At 36.7% G+C, this 22681-nt stretch carries 21 protein-coding genes, 3 tRNA genes, 1 other RNA gene and 1 pseudogene; 12 read left to right on the top strand and 14 right to left on the bottom strand.

What is annotated here, in order from left to right; all coding sequences use genetic code 11:
* Nucleotides 1-2: 2 nt before the first annotated feature.
* Both yaaA and BZK16_RS03395 read right to left on the bottom strand, forming a co-directional pair.
* On the bottom strand, nucleotides 3-776 hold the full coding sequence (gene yaaA, locus BZK16_RS03390) for a peroxide stress protein YaaA (RefSeq protein ID WP_077927497.1): 774 nt from the start codon (nucleotides 774-776) through the stop codon (nucleotides 3-5).
* 1 nt (nucleotide 777) lies between these two features.
* Nucleotides 778-1566: a phosphatase PAP2 family protein gene (locus tag BZK16_RS03395; RefSeq protein ID WP_077927498.1), complete on the bottom strand. Its 789-nt coding sequence runs from the start codon at nucleotides 1564-1566 to the stop codon at nucleotides 778-780.
* 186 nt (nucleotides 1567-1752) lie between these two features.
* On the opposite strand from BZK16_RS03395, the gene BZK16_RS03400 reads away from it, so the two are divergent.
* Nucleotides 1753-3018: a uracil-xanthine permease family protein gene (locus tag BZK16_RS03400; protein WP_077927499.1), complete on the top strand. Its 1266-nt coding sequence runs from the start codon at nucleotides 1753-1755 to the stop codon at nucleotides 3016-3018.
* 260 nt (nucleotides 3019-3278) lie between these two features.
* On the top strand, nucleotides 3279-4127 hold the full coding sequence (locus BZK16_RS03405; protein WP_158076800.1) for an EfeM/EfeO family lipoprotein: 849 nt from the start codon (nucleotides 3279-3281) through the stop codon (nucleotides 4125-4127).
* 41 nt (nucleotides 4128-4168) lie between these two features.
* Here the strand turns inward: BZK16_RS03405 and BZK16_RS03410 are convergent, their stop codons facing one another.
* Nucleotides 4169-4597, bottom strand: coding sequence for a PaaI family thioesterase (locus BZK16_RS03410; RefSeq protein WP_077927501.1), 429 nt, complete (start codon nucleotides 4595-4597; stop codon nucleotides 4169-4171).
* A 99-nt stretch (nucleotides 4598-4696) separates the two neighbouring features.
* Here BZK16_RS03410 and BZK16_RS03415 point away from each other — a divergent pair, with 99 nt between their 5' ends.
* Nucleotides 4697-5056, top strand: a complete 360-nt coding sequence (locus BZK16_RS03415; RefSeq protein ID WP_077927502.1) for a hypothetical protein — start codon at nucleotides 4697-4699, stop codon at nucleotides 5054-5056.
* A gap of 2 nt (nucleotides 5057-5058) precedes the next feature.
* A complete protein-coding gene (gene mnmA / locus BZK16_RS03420) occupies nucleotides 5059-6156 on the top strand; it encodes a tRNA 2-thiouridine(34) synthase MnmA (protein ID WP_077927503.1) in 1098 nt (365 codons plus the stop codon).
* Nucleotides 6157-6216: 60 nt separating this feature from the next.
* Here mnmA and BZK16_RS03425 read toward each other — a convergent pair whose 3' ends face one another.
* From BZK16_RS03425 to BZK16_RS03465, 9 genes are all read right to left on the bottom strand, one after another.
* Nucleotides 6217-8658: an LPS-assembly protein LptD gene (locus BZK16_RS03425; protein ID WP_233145176.1), complete on the bottom strand. Its 2442-nt coding sequence runs from the start codon at nucleotides 8656-8658 to the stop codon at nucleotides 6217-6219.
* 18 nt (nucleotides 8659-8676) lie between these two features.
* On the bottom strand, nucleotides 8677-9189 hold the full coding sequence (locus BZK16_RS03430; protein WP_077927504.1) for an adenine phosphoribosyltransferase: 513 nt from the start codon (nucleotides 9187-9189) through the stop codon (nucleotides 8677-8679).
* 18 nt (nucleotides 9190-9207) lie between these two features.
* A complete protein-coding gene (locus BZK16_RS03435) occupies nucleotides 9208-9549 on the bottom strand; it encodes a histidine triad nucleotide-binding protein (protein WP_077927505.1) in 342 nt (113 codons plus the stop codon).
* A gap of 9 nt (nucleotides 9550-9558) precedes the next feature.
* The gene (gene recR / locus BZK16_RS03440; RefSeq protein WP_077927506.1) at nucleotides 9559-10164 is read right to left on the bottom strand and encodes a recombination mediator RecR; all 606 of its coding nucleotides are present in this window, start codon (nucleotides 10162-10164) and stop codon (nucleotides 9559-9561) included.
* Nucleotides 10164-10493, bottom strand: a complete 330-nt coding sequence (locus tag BZK16_RS03445) for a YbaB/EbfC family nucleoid-associated protein (RefSeq protein WP_077927507.1) — start codon at nucleotides 10491-10493, stop codon at nucleotides 10164-10166. Before BZK16_RS03445 ends, recR begins: the two co-directional genes overlap by 1 nt.
* Nucleotides 10494-10530: 37 nt before the next feature.
* The gene (gene dnaX, locus BZK16_RS03450; RefSeq protein ID WP_077927508.1) at nucleotides 10531-12414 is read right to left on the bottom strand and encodes a DNA polymerase III subunit gamma/tau; all 1884 of its coding nucleotides are present in this window, start codon (nucleotides 12412-12414) and stop codon (nucleotides 10531-10533) included.
* A 41-nt stretch (nucleotides 12415-12455) separates the two neighbouring features.
* Nucleotides 12456-12552: signal recognition particle sRNA small type (gene ffs, locus BZK16_RS03455), an RNA gene on the bottom strand.
* Between the two features lie 20 nt (nucleotides 12553-12572).
* Nucleotides 12573-12646 (bottom strand) — tRNA-Cys (locus BZK16_RS03460).
* Between the two features lie 4 nt (nucleotides 12647-12650).
* Nucleotides 12651-12726: transfer RNA gene (locus tag BZK16_RS03465), tRNA-Gly, on the bottom strand.
* A gap of 371 nt (nucleotides 12727-13097) precedes the next feature.
* Here BZK16_RS03465 and BZK16_RS03470 point away from each other — a divergent pair.
* The 5 genes from BZK16_RS03470 (at nucleotide 13098) to cmoB (ending at nucleotide 16805) form a co-directional block, all read left to right on the top strand.
* A complete protein-coding gene (locus BZK16_RS03470; protein ID WP_077927509.1) occupies nucleotides 13098-14060 on the top strand; it encodes a pilin in 963 nt (320 codons plus the stop codon).
* A 106-nt stretch (nucleotides 14061-14166) separates the two neighbouring features.
* The gene (tatA, locus tag BZK16_RS03475) at nucleotides 14167-14403 is read left to right on the top strand and encodes a Sec-independent protein translocase subunit TatA (protein ID WP_077927510.1); all 237 of its coding nucleotides are present in this window, start codon (nucleotides 14167-14169) and stop codon (nucleotides 14401-14403) included.
* On the top strand, nucleotides 14372-15106 hold the full coding sequence (tatB, locus tag BZK16_RS03480; protein ID WP_233145177.1) for a Sec-independent protein translocase protein TatB: 735 nt from the start codon (nucleotides 14372-14374) through the stop codon (nucleotides 15104-15106). The genes tatA and tatB overlap by 32 nt, the downstream gene beginning before the upstream one ends.
* A gap of 4 nt (nucleotides 15107-15110) precedes the next feature.
* On the top strand, nucleotides 15111-15848 hold the full coding sequence (cmoA, locus tag BZK16_RS03485) for a carboxy-S-adenosyl-L-methionine synthase CmoA (RefSeq protein ID WP_077927681.1): 738 nt from the start codon (nucleotides 15111-15113) through the stop codon (nucleotides 15846-15848).
* A 6-nt stretch (nucleotides 15849-15854) separates the two neighbouring features.
* Nucleotides 15855-16805 (top strand): tRNA 5-methoxyuridine(34)/uridine 5-oxyacetic acid(34) synthase CmoB, encoded by a 951-nt coding sequence (cmoB, locus tag BZK16_RS03490; RefSeq protein ID WP_077927512.1) that lies wholly within the window; start codon nucleotides 15855-15857, stop codon nucleotides 16803-16805.
* A gap of 12 nt (nucleotides 16806-16817) precedes the next feature.
* On the opposite strand, the pseudogene BZK16_RS14845 reads toward cmoB, so the two are convergent.
* A pseudogene (locus BZK16_RS14845) lies at nucleotides 16818-17798 on the bottom strand (2-hydroxyacid dehydrogenase).
* A 145-nt stretch (nucleotides 17799-17943) separates the two neighbouring features.
* Nucleotides 17944-18019 (bottom strand) — tRNA-Gly (locus BZK16_RS03500).
* Nucleotides 18020-18139: 120 nt separating this feature from the next.
* Here BZK16_RS03500 and BZK16_RS03505 point away from each other — a divergent pair.
* The 3 genes from BZK16_RS03505 (at nucleotide 18140) to BZK16_RS03515 (ending at nucleotide 22445) form a co-directional block, all read left to right on the top strand.
* Nucleotides 18140-19183: a cytochrome c biogenesis protein CcdA gene (locus BZK16_RS03505; protein ID WP_143691129.1), complete on the top strand. Its 1044-nt coding sequence runs from the start codon at nucleotides 18140-18142 to the stop codon at nucleotides 19181-19183.
* Complete coding sequence (gene dsbD / locus BZK16_RS03510; protein WP_233145194.1) at nucleotides 19149-20279, top strand: protein-disulfide reductase DsbD; 1131 nt, start codon at nucleotides 19149-19151, stop codon at nucleotides 20277-20279. Before BZK16_RS03505 ends, dsbD begins: the two co-directional genes overlap by 35 nt.
* Nucleotides 20280-20441: 162 nt before the next feature.
* Nucleotides 20442-22445 carry an FUSC family protein gene (locus BZK16_RS03515; RefSeq protein WP_233145178.1) on the top strand — a complete coding sequence of 668 codons (2004 nt, stop codon included), beginning with the start codon at nucleotides 20442-20444 and terminating at the stop codon, nucleotides 22443-22445.
* Nucleotides 22446-22681 lie beyond the last annotated feature (236 nt).

Below are 22681 nucleotides of genomic sequence, written 5' to 3' on the forward strand. Positions count from 1 at the left end.
GATTAGTCCTTATAGAATAGCCATTCTGACGTTTGTGTTGGGTTCTCACCCTTAAAGTAATAATCATTATTTGTGAACTGCTTTAAATCTTCTGCGTTCTGAATATTATTCTCTGCAGCATAACGAACCATTAAACCACGCGCTTTTTTAGCATTGAAACTGATGGTTTTATATTGTCCACTTTTGAAATCTTTGAAGATTGGTGTAATCACTGGCACAGAGAGTTTATCAGGTTGAAGCACAGAAAAATACTCATTCGATGCTAAATTGATCACCGCTGTAATTTTATTTTTCTCAATCAAGCCATTCAAATACTGCGTCACCGAATCGCCCCAAAATTCATACAGATTTTTACCTTTTGCATTTTTAAGTGCAGTACCCATTTCTAAACGATAAGGTGCGATTAAATCTAACGGATGCAAAGCACCATATAAACCAGACAACATCACTAAATGTGATTGCACATAATCCATTTGCGCTTTCGTTAAATCATAAGCATTCAATGCTTCATAAGCATCACCATTGAATAAGAAAATAGCTTCTTTTGCATTATCATGAGTGAATGGCACAGAAAAATTACTGTAACGCGCAGCATTTTGTACTGCTAAATTCCCAGAAATTTTCATCAAAGATTCTAAATCAGGTGGCGATAACTTTTTAAGAATTTCAATGAGCGCTTCACTTTGCTTCAAAAAATGTGGTGCATTATTACCTTCAAAAGGTGGCTTTCTTGTTTCATCGAGTTTTTTTGCGGGTGATAAAAGGAATAACAACATATTACCTCCGTGTGACATATGAAAATGCTTGATCTTGCCAATTCTGCAAACGATCAAAATGGGGTTCTAATCGAGAACATTGCGTTAACTTAGCATAAATTAAGCAAACAATTGGTACATATAATGTGCTTACAAATACATCAATTGGATAATGCATCCCAAAACGAATGCGACTCACAATCATCAATGCTGCCCAAATAAAAATAACAGAAGTGATCGCCCAATCTCGCTTACGATTCATGGGTAAAACTAGAATAAATATCATCAGCCATGTGACTGCAAATGCTGTATGACCAGATGGAAATGAATAACCCACTTCTTTAGCCCAATGTTGCTTTAGATACACTGGCATTGCTGTATTATTTTCGATAGTTTTGGCAACAATCTCTGAGCGAACTGCTCTTTTTTCTTGGTAGAAATTATTGAGATCAACGCCCTGCTCAACCAAATAACCTGTATAAGGGCGAGGCTCTTTATAAAATGATTTCAATCCTGTTTTAATTACTTGCGTACCAATCAATAATACTACTGCTGTCGCAACAATAATGATCCAATCCATTTTGCGCCATGCAAACAGTGATAAAACTATGATTAAAACAATACATGTTAAGAATGCATAAATAATCGCGGTGCCTGATTGTGTAATCCAAAATAGAAACTGATCCAATCCATCAAAAGTATTATCTAGCTCCCATTGCCAATCAGCGAGCCAAAGCACGATAGGAATTAAGATTAATTGTAATATTGCAAATAGCGTAATGAATAGTTTTTGACGGGATAAGGTGATCATTCTAATCCTACATAAATTGATAAAGTCCAAAATTATAACATTATGTGATTACAACGCTCAGACTTCTATATTAAAATGCTTTATTAATCATGGAATATTGCTAGATTTTTATCTAACAATAAAATGATTGGTGATATACTACCGCACGCTTTTTCTTCCCCATAAAATCTCACAGGAGCGTATGTTGTGCAGCCCATTAAAGATCTAATCTCAGGCGTACAAATTCTATTTGTTGCATTCGGTGCAATGGTATTAGTACCATTATTAACCGGCTTAAATCCATCCATGGCACTTTTAGGCGCAGGGATCGGAACTCTACTTTTCCAACTCATTACTAAACGTAAAGTCCCTATTTTTCTAGGTTCTTCTTTCGCATTCATCGCCCCTATCATTTTCTCCTTACAAACTTGGGGCATGGGCGCAACAATGTTTGGTCTATTTGCAGCAGGCTTCATGTACTTTGTATTTGCATTGATCATCCGTTGGCGTGGCATTGGCTTAGTGAATACATTGATTCCTGCTGTTGTGATTGGGCCTGTCATCATGGTGATTGGTTTATCCGTTGCAGTCACTGCAACGCAAATGGCAATGGGCATCAGTGGTGGCCGAGCCATTATGAATGATACATTGGCAATCTCATTATCCATCGCAACATTTGCTGTAACAGTGATCATCACAATTTTTGGCAAGGGTTTATTCCGCTTGATCCCAATTTTAGGTGGAATTTTTGCAGGTTATGTATTGGCATTGATCGCTGATTTAACAGGTTTATCTGCATCATTGAATAATGGGCAAGAAATTCTTAACTTAAATAACTTAATCAATGCTGCATGGTTTGCTGTGCCTGAATTCCATAAACCTGAAGTGAACTGGTTAGCAGCACTATTCATGCTACCAGTTGCGATTGCACCAGCAATTGAACACATTGGTGGCATTATGGCGATCAGCAAAGTAACAGGCAAAGATTTCACAAAAGATCCTGGCTTAGATAAAACATTAGCAGGCGATGGATTAGGCGTTTGTGTCGCAGGTTTAATCGGTGGTCCACCAGTGACAACTTATGGCGAAGTTACAGGTGCTGTAATGATCACTAAAAATGATAATCCTAAAATTATGACTTATGCTGCGATCTTTGCAATTGCAATGGCATTCATGGGCAAATTCAATGCTTTCTTGAATTCTATTCCATTACCTGTAATGGGTGGCATTATGATCTTATTGTTTGGTACGATCGCAAGTATTGGCTTAAAAACATTGATCGATGCAAAAGTTGACATCATGATCCCACGTAACTTAGTCATCATCAGTGCGACATTAATCACAGGTGTTGGTGGTTATACAATCAACATTGGTAATTTCCCATTTGCTGGCGTAGGCTTAGCAGCAGTTTTGGCAATTGTTCTCAACTTGATTTTGCCAGAACCTAAAAATCAAGAAAATGAAGCATCATAATTTCATATATAAATAATTGTAAAATTTACAAAAAAACCTCCTAAACTTGGAGGTTTTTTTGTATGATAGTAATACTCAAATATTACAAATTTAATTAATACAATAAAATAATCTTTTTTGAAATCAAATTAGAAGAATTTTATAAAAATGATGATAATTAAGCAAAAATAGCATTGATAATATGTTATTTATATATGCTTACTAAAATAGACTTCAGGCTGATCATTATTATTTGTTGGTTGCAACATTTAGGAGAGATCGTGAAACACATATTATTATGTTTAATATTATTAATTGCTAGCTCCATAAGCTCAGCACAAGAAGCTAATCTAGCTCATAAAGTTGCTACACAAAAATATTTTAACTTTTCTATCGAGCGTTTAAAAAATACGGAAGAATATTTAGAAAGACTATTACATAAATTGGAAGCTGGGCAAACAGAAGCTGCCAAAGAAGATTACATCAAAGCCCATTTTCAATATGAATCTGTTCGCCCTTTAATTTTATTATTTCCTAATTTGAATAATTTGGTAGATAGCCATTTAGAACAATTACCTAAAGATCATAATTCCTTAGGGTTTGTGGGATTTCATGCACTTGAGCATGAGTTATTTGTTAAGCAAGATACTGTTAGATCATTAGTAGAAACGCAAAAGCTCATTAATAACCTTCGTGTTGTTATAGAATTCATGAAAAAACAAGAAATCACCTGCTTTCATTTGATGAATATCCTGCCCGTTTTCACTCAGCAAATCATTAATAACAAACTATCAGGCCACGATAGCATATACAGTGAATCGGGATTAAGTGAAATTGCAGCAAACCTTGAAGGCATTCAGCTCATCATTGATCAAACCAAAGGCTTTCTACCGAAAAACCTTGTGGCTGAACTTACACAAAGTGAAGATAATATCTACAAAATATTAGCACAATACAAAAAGGACGATATTCACCAGCCTTTCTCCACTTTAAAAACCTCAGATAAAGAGGCAATTTATGAAGAAACTCAACACTTATCTGAACTATTAATCCAACTCAATACAGTCATTCAAAACAGCTCTCAACATCTGAGATTCCGAAGCGCAACACATAAAAAAAGAGATGCATAATTAGCATCTCCTTGCTCATTCAATATGAATAACTATAAGAACTATGCAAATACATCTGGATTACGATTTTTAACAATAGCATTCGTCACACGAATCGTTGAAATTAAACGATCATCATCTTGCGCATAAATATTTACATCCCAAACATGTGTACTTTTACCGCGATGAACAATCTGACCTTTCGCCACAACTGTTTCTCCCGTACGAGCAGAAGAGATATGGCTCGCACTGATCTGCATGCCTACACAACTTTTCTCTGGTAAAACAATGCTGAACGTACCAACACCTGCAACTGTTTCAGCCAAAGCAATTGTTGCACCACCATGTAAATAACCATACGATTGAATCGTTCTATCATCCACTGGCATTGTTGCTTCTACATAACCATCTTCGCTCACTGTAAATTGAATACCTAAATGGCCCACCAACGTTTCACGCGTGTGATTATTCATTTGTTCAACTGTTAACATTCCATATCCTTTTTATAAATGTTATTGAGTTCTCTCATTCTAGAGCAAATAATGGTAAAATTGTGACTAATTATTTGTTGATTCCATAAAGGAGCCACCTTGCATTTCTTTTTATTATTTCAATTCATCGGGTTATTGATCATCGTCGGTGGTTTTGTTGCGTATGCAAAACATAAAGAAATCCCCGTATTTTTCTTTATTTGGCATAAAAAAAAATTTTTCATCATATTTGAAACCTTGATGTTTGCTGTCATTATTTTGATCTGCATTAAACCTATCTACAACAACGTTAAATGCTCATACAATGGCCACAGCTTAAACAAAGATACTAAATATGATTGGATTAATGGACAGTGCCAGATTGAATTTGGTGTTGGCAAAAATGGTAAACCAACATATGTTCCGTATGAAAGAATTCGCGGAAATTCTACTAATAGTTCAGAAGATGCAGAAGAGTAAAAATGATTCAGGAAGATATTAAAGGTAAACGCGTCATCGTTGGCATGTCTGGTGGCGTTGACTCATCTGTTGCTGCGCTTTTATTAAAAGAGCAAGGCGCGGATGTACATGGTGTTTTTATGAAAAATTGGGAAGATAACTTTGAAACAGGTTATTGTTCCGCAGAAGAAGATGTGAAAGACGCACAGAAAGTTTGTGATACTTTGGGCATTCCATTGCATAAAGTAAACTTTGTAGAAAACTACAAAGAACGCGTTTTCTCTTACTTTTTAGAAACATTAAAAATGGGATTAACACCAAATCCAGATGTTTTATGTAATAAAGAGATCAAGTTTAAAGCCTTTTTAGATTATGCCAATGAAATGGGTGCTGATTATATTGCAACAGGCCATTATGCTCGTACAGCGCTCAAAGATGGACAAGCATATCTATTAAAGGGCTTAGATAACAATAAAGATCAAAGCTACTTTTTGCATTTGCTGAGCCAAGCACAGATTAAGAATGCACTCTTCCCTGTTGGACATTTAGAAAAACCTCAAGTCCGTGAATTGGCTTTAAAGCATAAGCTCATCACTTATGACAAAAAAGATTCCACGGGTATTTGCTTCATTGGCGAACGTGATTTTAATGAATTCATTGGTCAATACATTGTATCTAAACCTGGTGATATGATCACTATAGATGGTGAAAAAATTGGTGAACACCAAGGCTTATCATTTTACACAATTGGTCAACGTAAAGGTTTGCATATTGGTGGCGTGAAAAACTCATCAGGTGAACCATGGTTTGTTGTGGAAAAAGATATTGAGCATAATCGTGTAATTGTGGCTCAAGGCGAGCATGAAGCTTTGTATAAGCAATCATTAACAGCACGTGATGTTCATTGGATCAATACCAATATTGATTTAGAGAATATCAATCAAAATCTCACAGCAAAAATCCGCTATCGCCAACAAGATGAAGCTTGCTCCATCCAATTTTTAGAAGATGGCCGCATTTCTGTTGATTTTAAAGATCCACAACGCGCAGTTACACCAGGACAGTCTATTGTGTTTTATCACGATAATATTTGTTTAGGCGGTGCAATCATTGAGCGATAAATTACCACTCAATCAAATAAAAAACCAAGTGAATTCACTTGGTTTTTTTATTTACTCTTATCAAAATCCTCGATATCGATTATTGCTCAAACTATTTGTTTGATATCCATAAATAGCATCTCGCCACATACTATCTGTATCTTGCCCAAAATTACCTAGCCCTTTGAGTTCAAATTGTAAATAAGCTTTCCATTCTTTATTTTTATCTGTTAAGTTATTGCGATAATAACGTGCCGCCACACGAGTTGCAACACAACAATCACTATATTCAAAGCCAACAAATGAATCATTCAATCTGTGCTCTTCCAAAGCATAATTGTAACGACCCACAATCGCCCAATTGCTACTAATTGCCCAGTAAGATGTGATATCTAAATGATGCGTAATATTATCATTACTATAATTTGGGTCTCGGTAATAACGCTGACCAATGTTAATAATTTTACGATCTTCTGGCTGATATCTTAAGTCATAAGATAAACGTGTTGTTTTTTTACTACTTGGAGACCATTGCCATGTCACACGACCAGAAAAATCTTCTGTTAATTGCACATTACTTTCAATAAACCATTCTGAGCTACGATTTCTATCACAATGTTCTGCAACATTAGAAGCCCCTGCATACTGGCTATAGCATTCAGATTTTGTTGGTAGATCTTTTTCAGTTGTAATACGAGGATCATCAATGTAATAGATCTGACCAGCTGAAAATCTAAAATGCTCTACGCCTGTTTCTTCATTAATAAAACGTGTTGTTAAAGCTGTTGTAATTTGATTCGCATTACTTTGACGATCTGCACCTGTGAATTGATTCGTTGCAAATAAACTATCAAAACTTGGCGTCACAGAACCTGTATCAAAAATTGGGATATCAGATTGATTACGATAAGGCACATATAAATAGAACAATCTTGGCTCTAGGGTTTGAACAAAATTACCACCGCCAAACATGCTGCTGAAACTTGTATTTCGTTCAAATGTTATGCCTGTATCAATGCTGAATATAGGTAAGCTTCTATGCAATGTATCTGGCTGATTTGGGTGTTTGTAACCTGCAAAATCTTGATACTTTAAATCATAATGTGTGAAACGATATGCTAATCTTGGCTCAAAGAATCCCCATGAATTTTCAGCTCTAAAACCAACATAGGGCATTAAATCTATACGTACACCTGATTTTGGTCGATCAGGTAATTGACGTGTTACATTCGTTGTAAAGTTTACTGCCTCACCATAAAAACCGTAGAAAATACCATTATCTGTCATCCAATTACCATTGAATAATAATTGTGGCATACGTGCATATGGATCATTAGGAATCACATCACGATCCAACACTTGAAAGTGTTGAAACCTTAGTATCGATTGCCAATTATCGTTTGAATACGTTAATTCACCTATACGCTCCAAGTTTGTTTTACTCAATAACCCTACTGCATCTTGAATGTCTTCCGCATATTGATCATCTGATACTTGCTGAAAAAGAACGCGACCACGTAATTTTGGCATTAAATTTAATTGCTGCTCAAAGTATACAGACCAACGAGTAGAATCATCTTTTTTATAATTAGGATTACCTGATGAAAGCTCCGTGTTATAACGATTATTCTCATCCTTTCTAAATACATTATCATGTGGTAATAATTCTAAACGCAATGTTGATGACTGCCATTTACTCAAATATCGTGCTTCTGCACCTAAAATTAACCCTCGTTTGGTGTAAAAGCCTGGAATCAATGTCATATCAAAATTAGGTGCAATATTTACATAATACGGTGCTCGAACCGATAATCCTCCACTTTTATCCATCGAAACAACCGGGAACAAAAAGCCTGTTTGTCTACGATCATCAATGGGAAATGAGAAATATGGGGAATATAAAACTGGCACACCAAACACAGATAATTTAGAATGACGAGCAACGCCACGGCCACTTTCCTCATCTAAATGCAATTCATCCGAAGATAACTGCCATACTTCTGTACCGACTGGACAAGTTGAATATGTTACTTGCTCAAAATCTGACGTGCCATCATTTTGGCGATTAATTGCGTAGCGTGCTTTACCTTGTGCTTCAATCTGGTGCATGTAATAAGTAACATCTCCACCTTCATATTCACGATTATTTAAATATGATGTAAAACTACTTGATTCTATGACCGCTGAATCTGAAGAATAACGAATATTTTGATCTTTCCCTTGAAGAATATTTTTCTCACGATCCAAGACCAAATGATCCGCATCAATACGAGCATTACCATAGTAAGCAACGATATCTTCTTTAATATTAGAAAACTGTTCATTACTATCAGCATATTTACCTGATAAATAAACAGTTTCACTATCCATCATATTGGATGACGGCTGAATATATTCAGCCAGCGGGCTAATTCTACATGCACCAAAAGCACCTGATGGTGGTGATTTTGCCATCACTGGTGCTTGAGCTAAACCTAAAATAAGCGCAATGTAGATTTTTTTTCGTTGGCTGATATTTTTCATGCTGCCTTGACCTTAAATTTAGAAATCCATCAATGCAACAATATCGTGGCCATTGATTTTATCGCGACCTTTTAATTCTGTAAGTTCAACTAAAAATGCACATCCAACGACTTCACCGCCCAATTTTTCTACGAGTTTAATCGTTGCTGCTATTGTTCCACCTGTTGCTAAAAGATCATCACAAATCAAAATTTTTTCACCAGGTTGAATTGCATCTTTATGTAACTCAATCAATGCAGTACCATACTCCAATGCATATTCCACACATTCAGTTTCACGTGGTAACTTGCCTTTTTTACGCGCTGGCACGAAACCAACATTCAAAGCATAAGCAACTGGGCAACCCACAATAAAACCACGAGCCTCAGGCCCTACAATTTTTTGCACATCTTTAGCTTTGGCAAACTCAACAATTTGATTCGTTGCATAGCTATAAGCTTCACCATTGCCTAATAATGGCGAAATATCTCTAAAGATAACGCCAGGTAATGGATGATCAGGAATACTGATAATATAATCTTTTAAATTCATGGTTAAAAACCTATGTTATTAGCCTGGAGGCCAGCTCAATTGACGACCTGCTAAAATATGCATATGAATGTGATTAACAGTTTGACCACCATCTTCATTACAGTTCATCACTAAGCGATAACCTTTTTCATCAAAGCCTAGTTCTTTAGCAATCTTCTTAGCTGTTAAAAATAATTTTCCCACTAAAGCAGCATCAGCTTCTTCAATATCATTCACTGTTGGAATTTCTTTTTTTGGAATGACTAAAATGTGTTCTGGTGCTTGCGGGCTAATGTCACGAAATGCCAACACTTCATCATCTTCATATACAATGTTTGCTGGAATTTCTTTATTGATAATTTTTGTAAAAATTGTACTCATTATCGCATCCTAAAATCGCTGTCTTGCTCTAAAAGCATGAGAAAGTGTACTGCTATCTAAATACTCTAATTCACCGCCCATTGGAACACCATGTGCGATTCTTGTCACTTGAACGTTATAAGGCTTAGCGATTTCATCAATATAAAATGCTGTTGCTTCCCCTTCTACTGTTGGATTTGTGGCAAGAATAAGTTCTTTGATAACACCTTGTGATAATCGCGCTTCCAATAAATCCAAACCAACGTCTTCTGGACCAATGCCATCCAATGGTGATAAATTGCCCATCAATACAAAATACAAGCCTTTGTATTCCACAGATTGAGATAAAGCAAAAACATCCGCAGGATTTTCAACCACACACAATAATGATTCATCGCGTGTTGGATCGCTGCAAACTAAACAAATATCCTCATCTGTTAAATTGCGACATTGAGTGCATTTACGAATATCCGTCATTGCACCATCAATTGCTGTACTTAATTTCTGCGCACCATTTGGATTACGCTCAAGCAAATAAAGCGCCATTCTTAGCGCTGTTTTTTGCCCAACACCTGGCAGGATTCTTAAAGAATCCACCAGATTTTTAAGCGCTTTTGGATAAAGCGAACTATTCATTAGAAACCTGGTAATTTCATACCAGCAGGCAATTCAAAACCACCTGTTACAGATTTCATTCTTTCTTGAGAAGTTGATTCTACTTTTGCTAAAGCATCATTAAATGCTGCACCAATTAAATCTTCCAACATTTCTTTATCATCTGATAATAAAGAATCATCGATTTCGATCTTACGAACAACATGACGGCATGACATTTCAATTTTCACTAAACCAGCACCAGATTCACCCCTTACATTGATATCAGCCAATGCTTCTTGTGCTTTCATCATATCTTCTTGCATTTTCTGGGCTTTTTTCATCATCCCAGCGATACCGCCTTTCATCATAATTGATAGTTCCTTCACTCAAAATTTATATTATACACTATTCATCCGCTAGCATTAGCGTTGAATCGATTACTGTTGCCTGACATTCATTCACTAACAATTGAACCACTGGCTCATTCTTAATTTGTGCCAAAGCATTAACTTTTTTAGCTTGTAACTCTTTGTCTGCTCTATGATTAAAGTCATCTTCAACCATCTCTGTTTCTACGGCTAGTATTCTACATTGAATCTCTTGATTTAATGCTTTACCAACTGCATCTGCAATATTTTTTTCGGCATCTGGAATATTGAACGCGTGATCTGACACAGAACGCTTCAACGTTAAAACATTATTACTGAAAGAATCAAATACCAAGTTACGCACGATCCCCAAGCTTAAGCCAATAATATCCAAATTACGCACAACTTCCAGCCATTCTTCATTATTATTTAAAGTCATGGATATTGCAGGCTCAGCAATGACCTCAATATTTTCTATGGTCGCTTCATCCGCTATCACAGGCGTAGATTCATTTATTTCAGCATCAATCCATGGTGGAATAATATCTTCCTCTACCATTTCTTGTACAACTGTTTGAGCTTGTTGTACAACAGGCTCTGCAATATTAAGCTTTTCAGCCACTAGCGCAACTTCAACTATTTCTTCAACAATTGGCGCTGGCGTAGCTATTGAGGGCTCAGGTTCAGATTGAACTTCATTCAAAATATTAGCAAAAGATGGTTGTGCAGCTGAATGAGATTGCGCAACTGGAGTTTGTACCGTTGAAATTTCTTGCGACACAGGTGCTTGAGTCGTAACTCTTGGCGCGATTTTTCTAGCAGGCGCTGAATGATTACCATTTGGCGTAAATAATAACATGCGTAGCAATGTCATCTCTAAGCCCATCAAAGGCTCAGGATGAATTTCTAAATCTTTACGGCCATGCAAGGCAATTTGATAATACAATTGCAAATCTTCAGCTGACATTTGTTCAGCCAAATCAATCCACTCTTCTTGATGTGTATCATCCAAATCTATAAAGCTATGATCAATCTGCAATAATGTTAATTGGTGGAAAGTATCGATCAATGCTTCCAACAAAGCAAAAGGATCAGCCCCCGAAGAAATCACTTGTTTCGATGCTTGCAATAAAGCTGTTTGATCTAAATTTGCTAAAGCTTTTAAAATCAGCAATACATATTGATCATCGATCAAACCCAACATTGTTTGAATTGGTTCAAATTGCAAATCACCATTGGTATAAGCAATGCCTTGATCCAATAATGACAAGCTATCACGCATACTGCCAGCGCCAGATTTAGCAATTAATTCTAGGCCTTTTGGCGAATAACTAATTTGCTCTGCATCCATGATCATAGACAAATGATCTTTGATCTCTGTCGCAGGGATTTTTTTCAAATGAAAACGCAAGCAACGAGATAAAACCGTCACAGGTAATTTTTGTGGATCTGTTGTTGCTAGAATAAATTTGACATGTTCAGGTGGCTCTTCCAAGGTTTTCAATAGCGCATTGAAGCTACTATTAGATAACATGTGTACTTCATCTATCAGATAAACTTTATAACGACCACGAGTAGGTGCATATTGCACATTATCTAGAATTTCACGAGTATCTTCGACTTTAGTACGCGATGCCGCATCAATTTCAATTAAATCAACAAAGCGACCTTGATCAACTTCTTGGCAAATACTGCAAACGCCACAAGGATGAGAACTAATGCCCTCTTCGCAGTTTAAAGATTTTGCTAAAATTCTTGCAAGCGTAGTTTTACCAACACCGCGAGTACCAGTGAGTAAAAATGCGTGATGAAGACGATTATTATCCAACCCATTTGTTAAGGCGGTGACAACATGCTTTTGCCCGACAACTTCGTGAAAGTTTTTTGGACGCCATTTTCGCGCCAAGGCTTGTGTTGCCATATTGGATGAACTCCTTTTTACCTGCCTAAAATGGAGATGACCTACACCAGCAGACCCTCTGCACGCAAACCTAATACGTGTGCTGCTTCCTTCCGGACCTGACACGGTGCGTAATAATTCACTGCGAGGAAACCAATGTAGGTCACCATAATAATTTTTGGAGGCTGAACCCAGAATCGAACTGGGATCCACGGTTTTGCAAACCGACGCATTACCACTATGCTATTCAGCCTATTTGGAGCGGGAAACGAGACTCGAACTCGCGACCCCAACCTTGGCAAGGTTGTGCTCTACCAACTGAGCTATTCCCGCTTTGCAAATCAGAAGCGTATTATAGGCAATTTAACTGAATGGTCAAGGTCAATTATTGCTCAATTCTAATTTAAACACTTCTGAAGCTTTATTCAGTATCCATTCAGCGTTTTATTCGCTAGAATCGACCTTAGTTTTTGCAAGACCACAATAATAGAATAAATTAACAACGAAAGAAAGAGAATATGAAACGATATTAAGATAATTTTTTCAGGCATTATTCTACCTAATTATAATATTGAGCAGGTTAAAGCTGATATTCAGAAAATTTTAAAGCTCTCTGATGCACAAACAAGCGCTTTCTTCTCAGGCAAACCCATTATATTAAAAATGATCTCCCCTTTGAGCAAGCCCATTCTATTAAAACTGCATTGGAAGCTAAAGGTCTCTTAATTAATATAGAAGAGTATTTCTATTACCCAGAACCTGAAATAATCCCACCAATACAAAACACTCAACCCATCTCACAGAAAAGATCGATTGCACCTAAACAACGTTTTAATCAGAATACAGATCATTATCCACGTAATGTTTATCTTGGCGAAGAAGCACCGCCTTTCTTTAGCTTTTCATTTGAAGGCCGTTATGGACGTTTGAATTTTATCAATGCATTGTGGGCAAATTATGGCGTTACCTTATTACTAGTATTTATATGTGCTTATATTAGTGGATTCATGAACTCACCAATTCTCACAATGTTTAGCATTGGTATTGTGATCATTATTATGCAATTTTTTTACATTCGATCATTTTCATTACGTTTTCATGATTTAAATAAGTCTGGCTGGCTAGGATTATTAGCTTTATTAGCCTTCATTCCTGCCATTGGCGGATTAATCGTCTTAGTTTTAACCATATATCTCATGGCATCCGCAGGCACGATTGGTGATAACGATTATGGCGAACAACCAGAAAAAGGGCACATTATAGGTTTAATCATTACTTGCATCTCTCCCATTGCCTTAGTTGCCATTTTAATTGCCTTCGCCATCCCCGCTTATCAAGAATACACTCAGCGTACTTATGCATCTGAAGGCTTAGCATTGGCCTCTAGCGCTCAATCTGCTGTTATAGATTATTATAGAGAGCACAACCAATATCCCACTTCTAATCAGCAAACAGGGTTACCTGAAGCACGCAACATCCAAAACCATGCTGTCTCAGCTATTGAAGTTAATAGAAACGGCAATATCACTATCCAATTCAATGATAAATTGCAATATGACACAATTATCGTGACTCCACATATAAGTGCTGATAGTGTTCAATGGCGATGCAATCAAGGGACTTTAAGCCAAAGATATCGCCCTCTGAAATGTAGAAAATTCGACTAATATTTATTACACGTGCAAAAATAATCCAACTTAGCCTATACCAAAGAGCTCATTGTGATTATAATGCTCACAATATTTAACATTCCGTATTTTTATGAGGTGCATTATGGGATCATTTAGCATTTGGCATTGGATCGTAGTTTTAGTAGTTGTATTGGCTGTATTTGGCACAGCAAAATTACGTAACATCGGTGGCGACTTAGGAACTGCATTGAAAGGTTTCAAAGACGCAATGAAAGAAGATGAGAAAAAAGAAGAGCAAAAAGTTGAAACTGTAGAGCACAAAGCTGAAAGCAGCGAAGCAGAAACGGTTGCCAAAGAAAGCAAAAAAGACAACGCTTAATCATCTTATTGAATCACAAATAATGTTTGGTATTAGCTTTGGCGAATTCGCCATCATCTTTGTCGTCGCTTTGGTTGTCATTGGCCCACAAAAGTTGCCTGAAACAATCCGCACAGTTGGCTCGTTGATTAATAAAATCCGTTCTTTCACTAACCAAGTGAAAGATGATGTCTCGAAAGAATTTCAAGTGGATGACTTGAAGCAATCTTTCATGGATACAAGAGACAATTTTACGAATCAAATTAAAGATACAGCACATTTAGATGAAGTGAAAAAATCTCTTCAGGAAGCGCGCAACGCGACAGAAAACTCCATTAGAGATTCTCAGCAAGCTTTGGATCACAGCATTCAACCTAATGTTAAGATTCAATCCAATAAAGCTGATATTGAACACAAAGAACATAATCATGAAACTCATGCTGATCTAGCTGATTACTATGATTATCATGATGATAATGTGATGACAGAACCGCCCAAAAACTACAGCGCTTCCGTACACTATCATGCACATTCGATTCAACCTGAAAGCATCGAAGCTTTACAGAGAATCTGCCAAGCTCGTCAATTCGAATTATTCTCTCAAAACGAAGAAGAGAAGCTATTGACTTACCAATTAAAGTATTCAAAACCTCGTGAATTAAAGAGCTTATCCAACATTATGGATAATTATTACGACACTTTAGTTGAACTCAACCATCAATAATCTTATGCAACCTACCGATACTATTTTTTCTGAGAAAAGAAAAAAGACAGATTTCGTTTTCAATGAAGAAGTTGTCAATGTTTTCTCAGACATGATCAAGCGCTCTGCGCCTGGTTATCCTATGATTATTGAGCAAATTGGTCGCTTTGCACCTTTATTTGCAGAAGATAATTCTAAAATCTATGATCTTGGCTGTTCGTTAGGCGCTATCTCTAATGCGCTTCGCCATTCGATTAAAACTGAAAATACAGAAATCATTGCGATTGATAATTCAGCGCCTATGATCGAAAAAGCCACTCAGTTCTTTAAATTACAAGATCAAGTACATGATGGCTTAATTCCCATTCATTTGAAACAAGCTGATATCACACAAGTGAACTTTGAACCTGCATCGATTGTTGTTTTAAATTTAACTCTACAATTTATTGAACCTGATGAGCGCTTAGCACTTTTATCTAAAATTCGTCAAAGTTTGTTGCCAACAGGCGCACTATTCTTATCTGAGAAAACCTATTTTCATGATCAAGAAGAGCAAACTGTGTTGGATGACATGCATTTAGCATTCAAACGTGCCAATGGTTATTCTGAATTAGAAATCGCCCAAAAACGTGAAGCGATTGAAAATGTAATGCGCATTGATTCTTTTGAAATTCATAAAGAGCGCCTACATCAAGCTGGATTCACACGTGTTTATCAATGGTTCCAATGCCTTAATTTTATCTCTATTGTTGCCCTACCTTAATATATTATGATTGATTACTCTACCATTTCTGATTTTTATCGCAACACTGACTTAAGTGCATGGGCACAAAAGCTCGATACTTGGTTACCACAGCATATTGCAGAGAATATTCATGGCAATTTTGATGAATGGCAAGCAATTTTAGATCAATTACCTAGAGTCGAAAATCTCAGCATTGATCTAATCAATGGTGCAATCTTAAAAGGCCACACAGATGAAGCAGCTTTAGAAGCATCGCTTCGCAAATTAATGCCTTGGCGCAAAGGTCCTTGGCAATTTTGTGATACTTTTATCAATACAGAATGGCATTCTGATTGGAAATGGGAGCGCGTTGCACCGCACATTGATTTGAAATATAAAAATGTCTTAGATGTTGGCTGTGGCAATGGCTATTATGGCTACAGAATGTTGGGCGCTGGTGCAAAATCTGTGCTTGGCATTGATCCAAACTTCCTATTTTTATCTCAATTTAAAGCATTTAAACATTACGCACCTGAATTACCCATTTGGCAATTACCCATTGGTTTAGAAGCAATCACAGAAGAACTAGAATTCTTCGATGTTGTATTTTCTATGGGCGTGCTTTATCACCGCCGATCACCCATTGATCATTTAAGTGAGTTAAAAAAACTGCTCAATAAAAAAGGCACTTTAGTTCTAGAAACAATGGTGATTGAAGGCGATGAAAACACTTGCTTAATTCCTCACGATCGCTATGCACAAATGCGCAACACTTGGTTTATTCCATCCGTTAAAATGCTAGAAATTTTCTTAAAGCGTGTTGGCTTTAAAAATATTCGTTGCGTGGATTTAAACCAAACATCCATTGAAGAACAACGCAAAACTGATTGGATGACTTATCAATCATTGGAAGATTTCTTAGATCCCAATGATCACAATAAAACGATTGAAGGCTATCCTGCACCACTGCGCGCTGTGATTATTGCTGAGCAGTGATGCAATCTCTCATTAACCCACTTCAGGATTCACCCAGTTTTCCTCAGGTTTTTCTTCCTTAAGTGCGTTAATGATATTATCAACCGCGCATTTTGCCATAGCATAACGAGTTTCCACTGTTGCTGAGCCTACATGAGGCGAAAGTAAAACGTTATCTAGCTTCAACAATGGGGAATCCATTGGCAATGGTTCAACTTCGTACACATCCAAACCTGCCGCCCTGATAGTTTTTGCCTGCAAAGCTTGAATCAACGCAGCTTCATCAATCACTCGGCCACGCGCACCATTGATTAAAATGGCTGTAGGCTTCATGAGTGCTAATTTTTCTGCAGTAATTAATCGATCTGTTTCTTTCACCAAAGGCACAATCACAACAACAAAATCAGATTGCTTCAATAACTCATCTAGATCACAACGTTTAGCTTTATATTCAGATTCTACATCTGCATGATATGAACGATTGTAATACAGCACATTCATATCAAATCCACAATGAGCACGCTTTGCAATAGCCTTGGCAATCCTTCCCATTCCAATAATACCAATGGTTTTGCCATAAACATCTGTACCATAATATTCAGGCGCTATCCCTTTTTTCTATTGCCCATTATGAATGTATTGAGACAATTCCGCTGTTCTTCTTGCTGTCGCCATCAATAATGTAAAAATCAGATCTGCTGTACCTTCTGTTAATACAGTAGGCGTATTCATCAAGCGAACTTTTCGTTGGCTTAAAGCATCTAAATCATAATTATCAAATCCAACAGATATTGTGGATGCTGCTTTTAAATTGGGCGCCTTTGCCAAAAATGCTTCATCGATACGAGTTGCCATATTAGCACCAATCATACCATCCGCATTTTTCATAGCATCCATAAACGCTTCAGGATTGGCATCGGGACTTTTATCAAAAATCGTCAGATTAAAGGTTTGCTCTAATCTCTCTTGTTGATCTTGCGGAATAGAACTGTACAGTACAACATTTTTCTTCATGCTGAATCCTCATAATACTCATTAATGGGAATGACTTAACATCAAGGCTAAGCATTCAAGCATAACGAACACCATGAAAATGCACAACTATTACTATGACAAATAGAAAAGCCTTTAATTATTGCTAATTAAAGGCTTAAAATTTTGGAGCGGGAAACGAGACTCGAACTCGCGACCCCAACCTTGGCAAGGTTGTGCTCTACCAACTGAGCTATTCCCGCAGAAAGTGAAGTAATTATAGCGAGATATTTTTAATCGTCAAGTGTAAATCCTAAACAATTTACATTTTATGTGAGACAATTTCACGTTCGTCATTCACTTCAATTTGGAAAGGTGCAGTTTTGAAACATCTCTCTTTAAAGACATTTACTATAAATATTCTATTCATTCTACTTCTAACATTATTCAGTGCGCAAGTTCTTCAAGCCCAGAGTTTTTCTAATTCACTCATACAAAATAAAGAAGCATCGCCTAGCCTTGTTGCTGCACAGCAAGATTTCCTACCCCCTTTTGAAGTGTTCAAACCTCAAATATTTAAAAATAGTGATAATGAAATTTCATTAATCTGGGAAGTGAACTCAGATTACTATTTATATAAAGATAAAATCTTTGTAAAACCTTTAAATCAAGGCGTCAAAATCAAAGAGATTATTTGGCCTGAAGCCATCATGCATGAAGATGAATTCTTTGGGCTACAGCCAATTTACGATCACAGTGCTGAGATGGTGATTGAATTTGAAAAGCCTCTCACTGATATTCATACATTACATTTAAACATTGAAGCACAAGGCTGTGCGAAAGCTGGCTTATGCTTTGCACCCTATGATTGGGATCAATCTGTTGTTATGAATCCTGATATTGACAAAGCCGATCAACTCATCACAGAAGAAACTAGCATTGAATCAGATGATCATTTATTGAATGAACATGATCGCTTAGGGGCATTTTTAAAAGAACAAAAATACTTAGCATTGCCATTGTTCTTTTTATTGGGTGTTTTATTAACGTTCACACCTTGCGTGTTACCAATGTTACCGATTTTATCCGGCATTTTAACTGGTGAAAAAAATCTCACTAAATCTCGTGGCTTTTTGATTTCCTTATCTTATGTCCTTGCAATGGGCGTTGTTTACACAATTCTCGGTATGATTGCAGCTATGTTAGGTAGTGGATTGGCCGCAGCATTCCAAAACAAATACGTTTTAATTGGCTTTGCCCTGCTTTTTGTTGTGTTATCTGCAAGTATGTTTGGCATGTATCAATTACAAACACCAAGATTCATTCAAAATTATCTCAATAAATTTGCCAACAAATCTAAAAATGGAACATATGCAGGTGNGCGTGTTACCAATGTTACCGATTTTATCCGGCATTTTAACTGGTGAAAAAAATCTCACTAAATCTCGTGGCTTTTTGATTTCCTTATCTTATGTCCTTGCAATGGGCGTTGTTTACACAATTCTCGGTATGATTGCAGCTATGTTAGGTAGTGGATTGGCCGCAGCATTCCAAAACAAATACGTTTTAATTGGCTTTGCCCTGCTTTTTGTTGTGTTATCTGCAAGTATGTTTGGCATGTATCAATTACAAACACCAAGATTCATTCAAAATTATCTCAATAAATTTGCCAACAAATCTAAAAATGGAACATATGCAGGTGCTGCAATTATGGGCGCATTATCAGCATTGATCGTTGGCCCTTGCGTGACTGCGCCATTAATTGGCATTATTACCTTAATTTCACAAACACAAGATTATGTCTTAGGTGGCTTTGCTTTATTCACTATGAGCATGGGCATGGGCGTACCTTTATTAATCTTAGGCGTTTCTTCAGGTTACTTATTACCTAAAGTTGGCCCTTGGATGAATGCCATTACGGAATTCTTTGGCTTCATTATGTTAGCAATTGCTGCTTATTTCTTGGGCCGAATCTTGCCATATTTCTGGGAAAATGCCTTATATGCGATTCTTGCCCTTTCATTGACTATTTGGTTTGTGATCAAGATTTTCAAATCCAAGCAATTACCTCAATTCTTTTTAGTCCCTGCATTGATCGCATTAGGCTTTGCTGGATTTTATGGCTATGAAAGTTTCCAAGTGAAAGAACGCCCTGAATTCATCAATGTTGTTGGTCTCAATGGTTTAAACGAAGCACTACAAAATAATGAAGGCAGAGTTTCAATGTTGGAATTCAATGCTGAATGGTGTGTTTCTTGTAAAGAACTCGAAAAATACACATTCAGTGATCCAGAAGTAAAAGAGCGTTTAGCAAAACTCAACTTCTTAATTGTGGATGTCACAGAAAATAATAAGATTGATCAGCAAATTCAGAAGCACTTTGGAATCTTCGGGCCACCTGCGATCTTATTCTTTGATAAGGATGGCAATGAAATCCCTGAATATCGCGTGATGGGCTATGTGCCTGCTGATAAATTCCGTGATCATTTGGACTATATTTTGTCCAAACATCCATCCAACTAAAATATTATAAAAATTAAGGGTTTTACCCTAGATTGATTAATTAAGCTCATCTATAATGATGAGTTTAATCATCTCTATCTACCTAGTTAAAAGCACATTTAACTTCGCATGAACAAATCTATTACCAACATCTATCGTTTTTTCTTCACTTACGATTTCACTATGGGCTTGTATAAAGGCATTGGTGTCTTTTTGCCTGTATTAATTGTGTATTTATTAGGTGGCGAGTCTAAAAACTTAGTGACTGTTGGTTATGCTAGCTTAACCATCGGCATTGCGGATCAAATTGGCTCATTCAAACATAAGCGCAATGAACTCTTAGTCACATTAGTGGGTACATTGCTCATAGCATTTTACTTTGCACAGTTTGATGGTTTTTCTCTACTCTTTATCATTTCTCTATCCATTGTTGTATTTTTCAGTAATTTCATCAGTTGCTTTGGCGTAAAAGCCAATACCATTGGTTTTACCTTCATATTCATCGCGATGATTACTGGGCGAAACACATACGAATTTACTGAATATGTCATCGACTTTGCCTTTGGTTCGATCTTCTATGTCATTTATGCCTTAATCTTTGCCAAATATTTTGCGGATTATATTTTAAGACAAACACTATCAGCCTGTTATACAAGGCTCTCCAAGTATCTTCGTGCATTATCAGAATGCTATCGTCAAAATAGTGATTTGGATAAAAAATTTGCTAACTTGATTGAGTCACAAACCTTCTTGGTATCTGATCTTCAACAAGTGCGTGATTTGCTATTTCGTGCACCGAATCGTCATGACCCAAAAATTATTAAAATGGCAGGTGAATTAACACTATTAACGGATATTTATGATCGCTTAGTTGCGCCTTATCAGGACTTCACCACGATTCGTCAATCTTACGAAAACTCTGATATTCAGATTTTCTTCCGTGATCTTTATTCCAAAGCTGCCAATAACTTAGATGAAATGGCAATGTTTACATTGGGTGGCGGTGAAATGATTCGCCGTTTAGGCTTTAAAGCGGAATTGCGTGCATTAGAATACGAATTAGAAATCCTAAAGAATCAAAACTTAGATGGCTCTGATTTGGATGCTTATCATGTATTAGCCGCACATTACCGTAAAGCTTGGGTAATGAATCGCCAATTGGATAAAATCAGACAGTTATTATTAGACCAAACAGAAGCTCCTGCTTTGGGTGATAATTTCAAAAAACATATTTCCCATAGTTATTGGTCTTGGAGCATTTTCAAAGAGAATCTATCGCTCTCTTCCGATTACATGCGCTTCTCTATTCGCACAGCCACAGCAATGTTCTGTACATTAACGTTTATTAACTTGGTATTGGAACAAAAACAGATTCTCGGCCATAGCTTTTGGATTGCCTTTACCATTATGACATTGATGCGACCAGGTTTTAGCATCACAAAAGAGCGCAGTCGTGATCGTATCATGGGCACAATTATGGGCTGTGTTTTAGTTGGTATCATCATCTCTTTCCATCCGCCAATCTCATATATCATTCTCTATATCTTTATTGGGGTGATTTTAAGTAATGCTTTGGGCGGCATTGACTATAAATTATCGGTGATGTTCACAACGCTATATGTGCTTTTAACCTTAAACGTTGGTATTGATACATCAGGTTTAGCATTGGCTGCTGAACGTATTTTAGATACTGCAATCGGTGCGGTGATTGCTATTGTATTCACCATCTACTTTTTACCCTCTTGGGAAAAACGAGAGGCCCCAAGATTAGCTGAACGCATTCGCTTCCATACTTATGATTTACTAGAAACATTGGAAAATGCTTGGATTAAACGCACAGCTGATTCATCGGACTTTTATGTCAAATTGAAAGACACACAAGCACTGATTATTCAGCTATCCAACTCATTAACACGTATGCAAAAAGAGCCACAAAAATTCCATGGTGATTTCCATTACTACAATGAATTTATGATTCGCCAACAATCTGTATTGTCACAATTGGCGATTCTAGGTTATTCATTGGATCAATTAGCTAAAGACCCAAAAGACATTCCTGAGTTTGCAGAATTGATCATGTTGACGAAAATGCGTTTAGATCCATCCATTCCAAGCAGTGAAAATACTAAACCATTCACTGGACAAGAGCTGAAACCATTAATTTGGATGGTGGAAGCGAATACTTAAAGCTGACACACATCAATAAAAGATTGATTCACACGATTTAACTGCATAAAAATCAATCACTTTTTATGATAAAAAAGGCTTATTTGCCTCTTTTTTTGTATTTCTCTTGATCTACATTAAATCATCAATATTCCATAAAGCCTGAATTTGACTAAAATTCAGGAGTTATCACGATCAGTTTTCATCTGCTATAACCTAAAGATTTAAATATCTTTAAATCACAATAAAAAAGCCTG

Source organism: Wohlfahrtiimonas populi, from assembly GCF_002006795.1.
Classification (GTDB): Bacteria; Pseudomonadota; Gammaproteobacteria; order Cardiobacteriales; family Wohlfahrtiimonadaceae; genus Wohlfahrtiimonas; species Wohlfahrtiimonas populi.

What these genes read in the sequence shown, in the direction of transcription:
- BZK16_RS03410 (WP_077927501.1), bottom strand. Translation starts at nt 4,597, where the DNA reads ATGTTAACAGTTGAACAAATGAATAATCACACGCGTGAAACGTTGGTG.
- mnmA (WP_077927503.1), top strand. Translation starts at nt 5,059, where the DNA reads ATGATTCAGGAAGATATTAAAGGTAAACGCGTCATCGTTGGCATGTCT.
- cmoA (WP_077927681.1), top strand. Translation starts at nt 15,111, where the DNA reads ATGCAACCTACCGATACTATTTTTTCTGAGAAAAGAAAAAAGACAGAT.
- BZK16_RS03435 (WP_077927505.1), bottom strand. Translation starts at nt 9,549, where the DNA reads ATGAGTACAATTTTTACAAAAATTATCAATAAAGAAATTCCAGCAAAC.
- recR (WP_077927506.1), bottom strand. Translation starts at nt 10,164, where the DNA reads ATGAATAGTTCGCTTTATCCAAAAGCGCTTAAAAATCTGGTGGATTCT.
- tatA (WP_077927510.1), top strand. Translation starts at nt 14,167, where the DNA reads ATGGGATCATTTAGCATTTGGCATTGGATCGTAGTTTTAGTAGTTGTA.
- BZK16_RS03425 (WP_233145176.1), bottom strand. Translation starts at nt 8,658, where the DNA reads ATGAAAAATATCAGCCAACGAAAAAAAATCTACATTGCGCTTATTTTA.
- BZK16_RS03430 (WP_077927504.1), bottom strand. Translation starts at nt 9,189, where the DNA reads ATGAATTTAAAAGATTATATTATCAGTATTCCTGATCATCCATTACCT.
- yaaA (WP_077927497.1), bottom strand. Translation starts at nt 776, where the DNA reads ATGTTGTTATTCCTTTTATCACCCGCAAAAAAACTCGATGAAACAAGA.
- dsbD (WP_233145194.1), top strand. Translation starts at nt 19,149, where the DNA reads ATGTTACCGATTTTATCCGGCATTTTAACTGGTGAAAAAAATCTCACT.
- BZK16_RS03445 (WP_077927507.1), bottom strand. Translation starts at nt 10,493, where the DNA reads ATGATGAAAGGCGGTATCGCTGGGATGATGAAAAAAGCCCAGAAAATG.
- dnaX (WP_077927508.1), bottom strand. Translation starts at nt 12,414, where the DNA reads ATGGCAACACAAGCCTTGGCGCGAAAATGGCGTCCAAAAAACTTTCAC.
- cmoB (WP_077927512.1), top strand. Translation starts at nt 15,855, where the DNA reads ATGATTGATTACTCTACCATTTCTGATTTTTATCGCAACACTGACTTA.
- BZK16_RS03395 (WP_077927498.1), bottom strand. Translation starts at nt 1,566, where the DNA reads ATGATCACCTTATCCCGTCAAAAACTATTCATTACGCTATTTGCAATA.
- BZK16_RS03515 (WP_233145178.1), top strand. Translation starts at nt 20,442, where the DNA reads ATGGGCTTGTATAAAGGCATTGGTGTCTTTTTGCCTGTATTAATTGTG.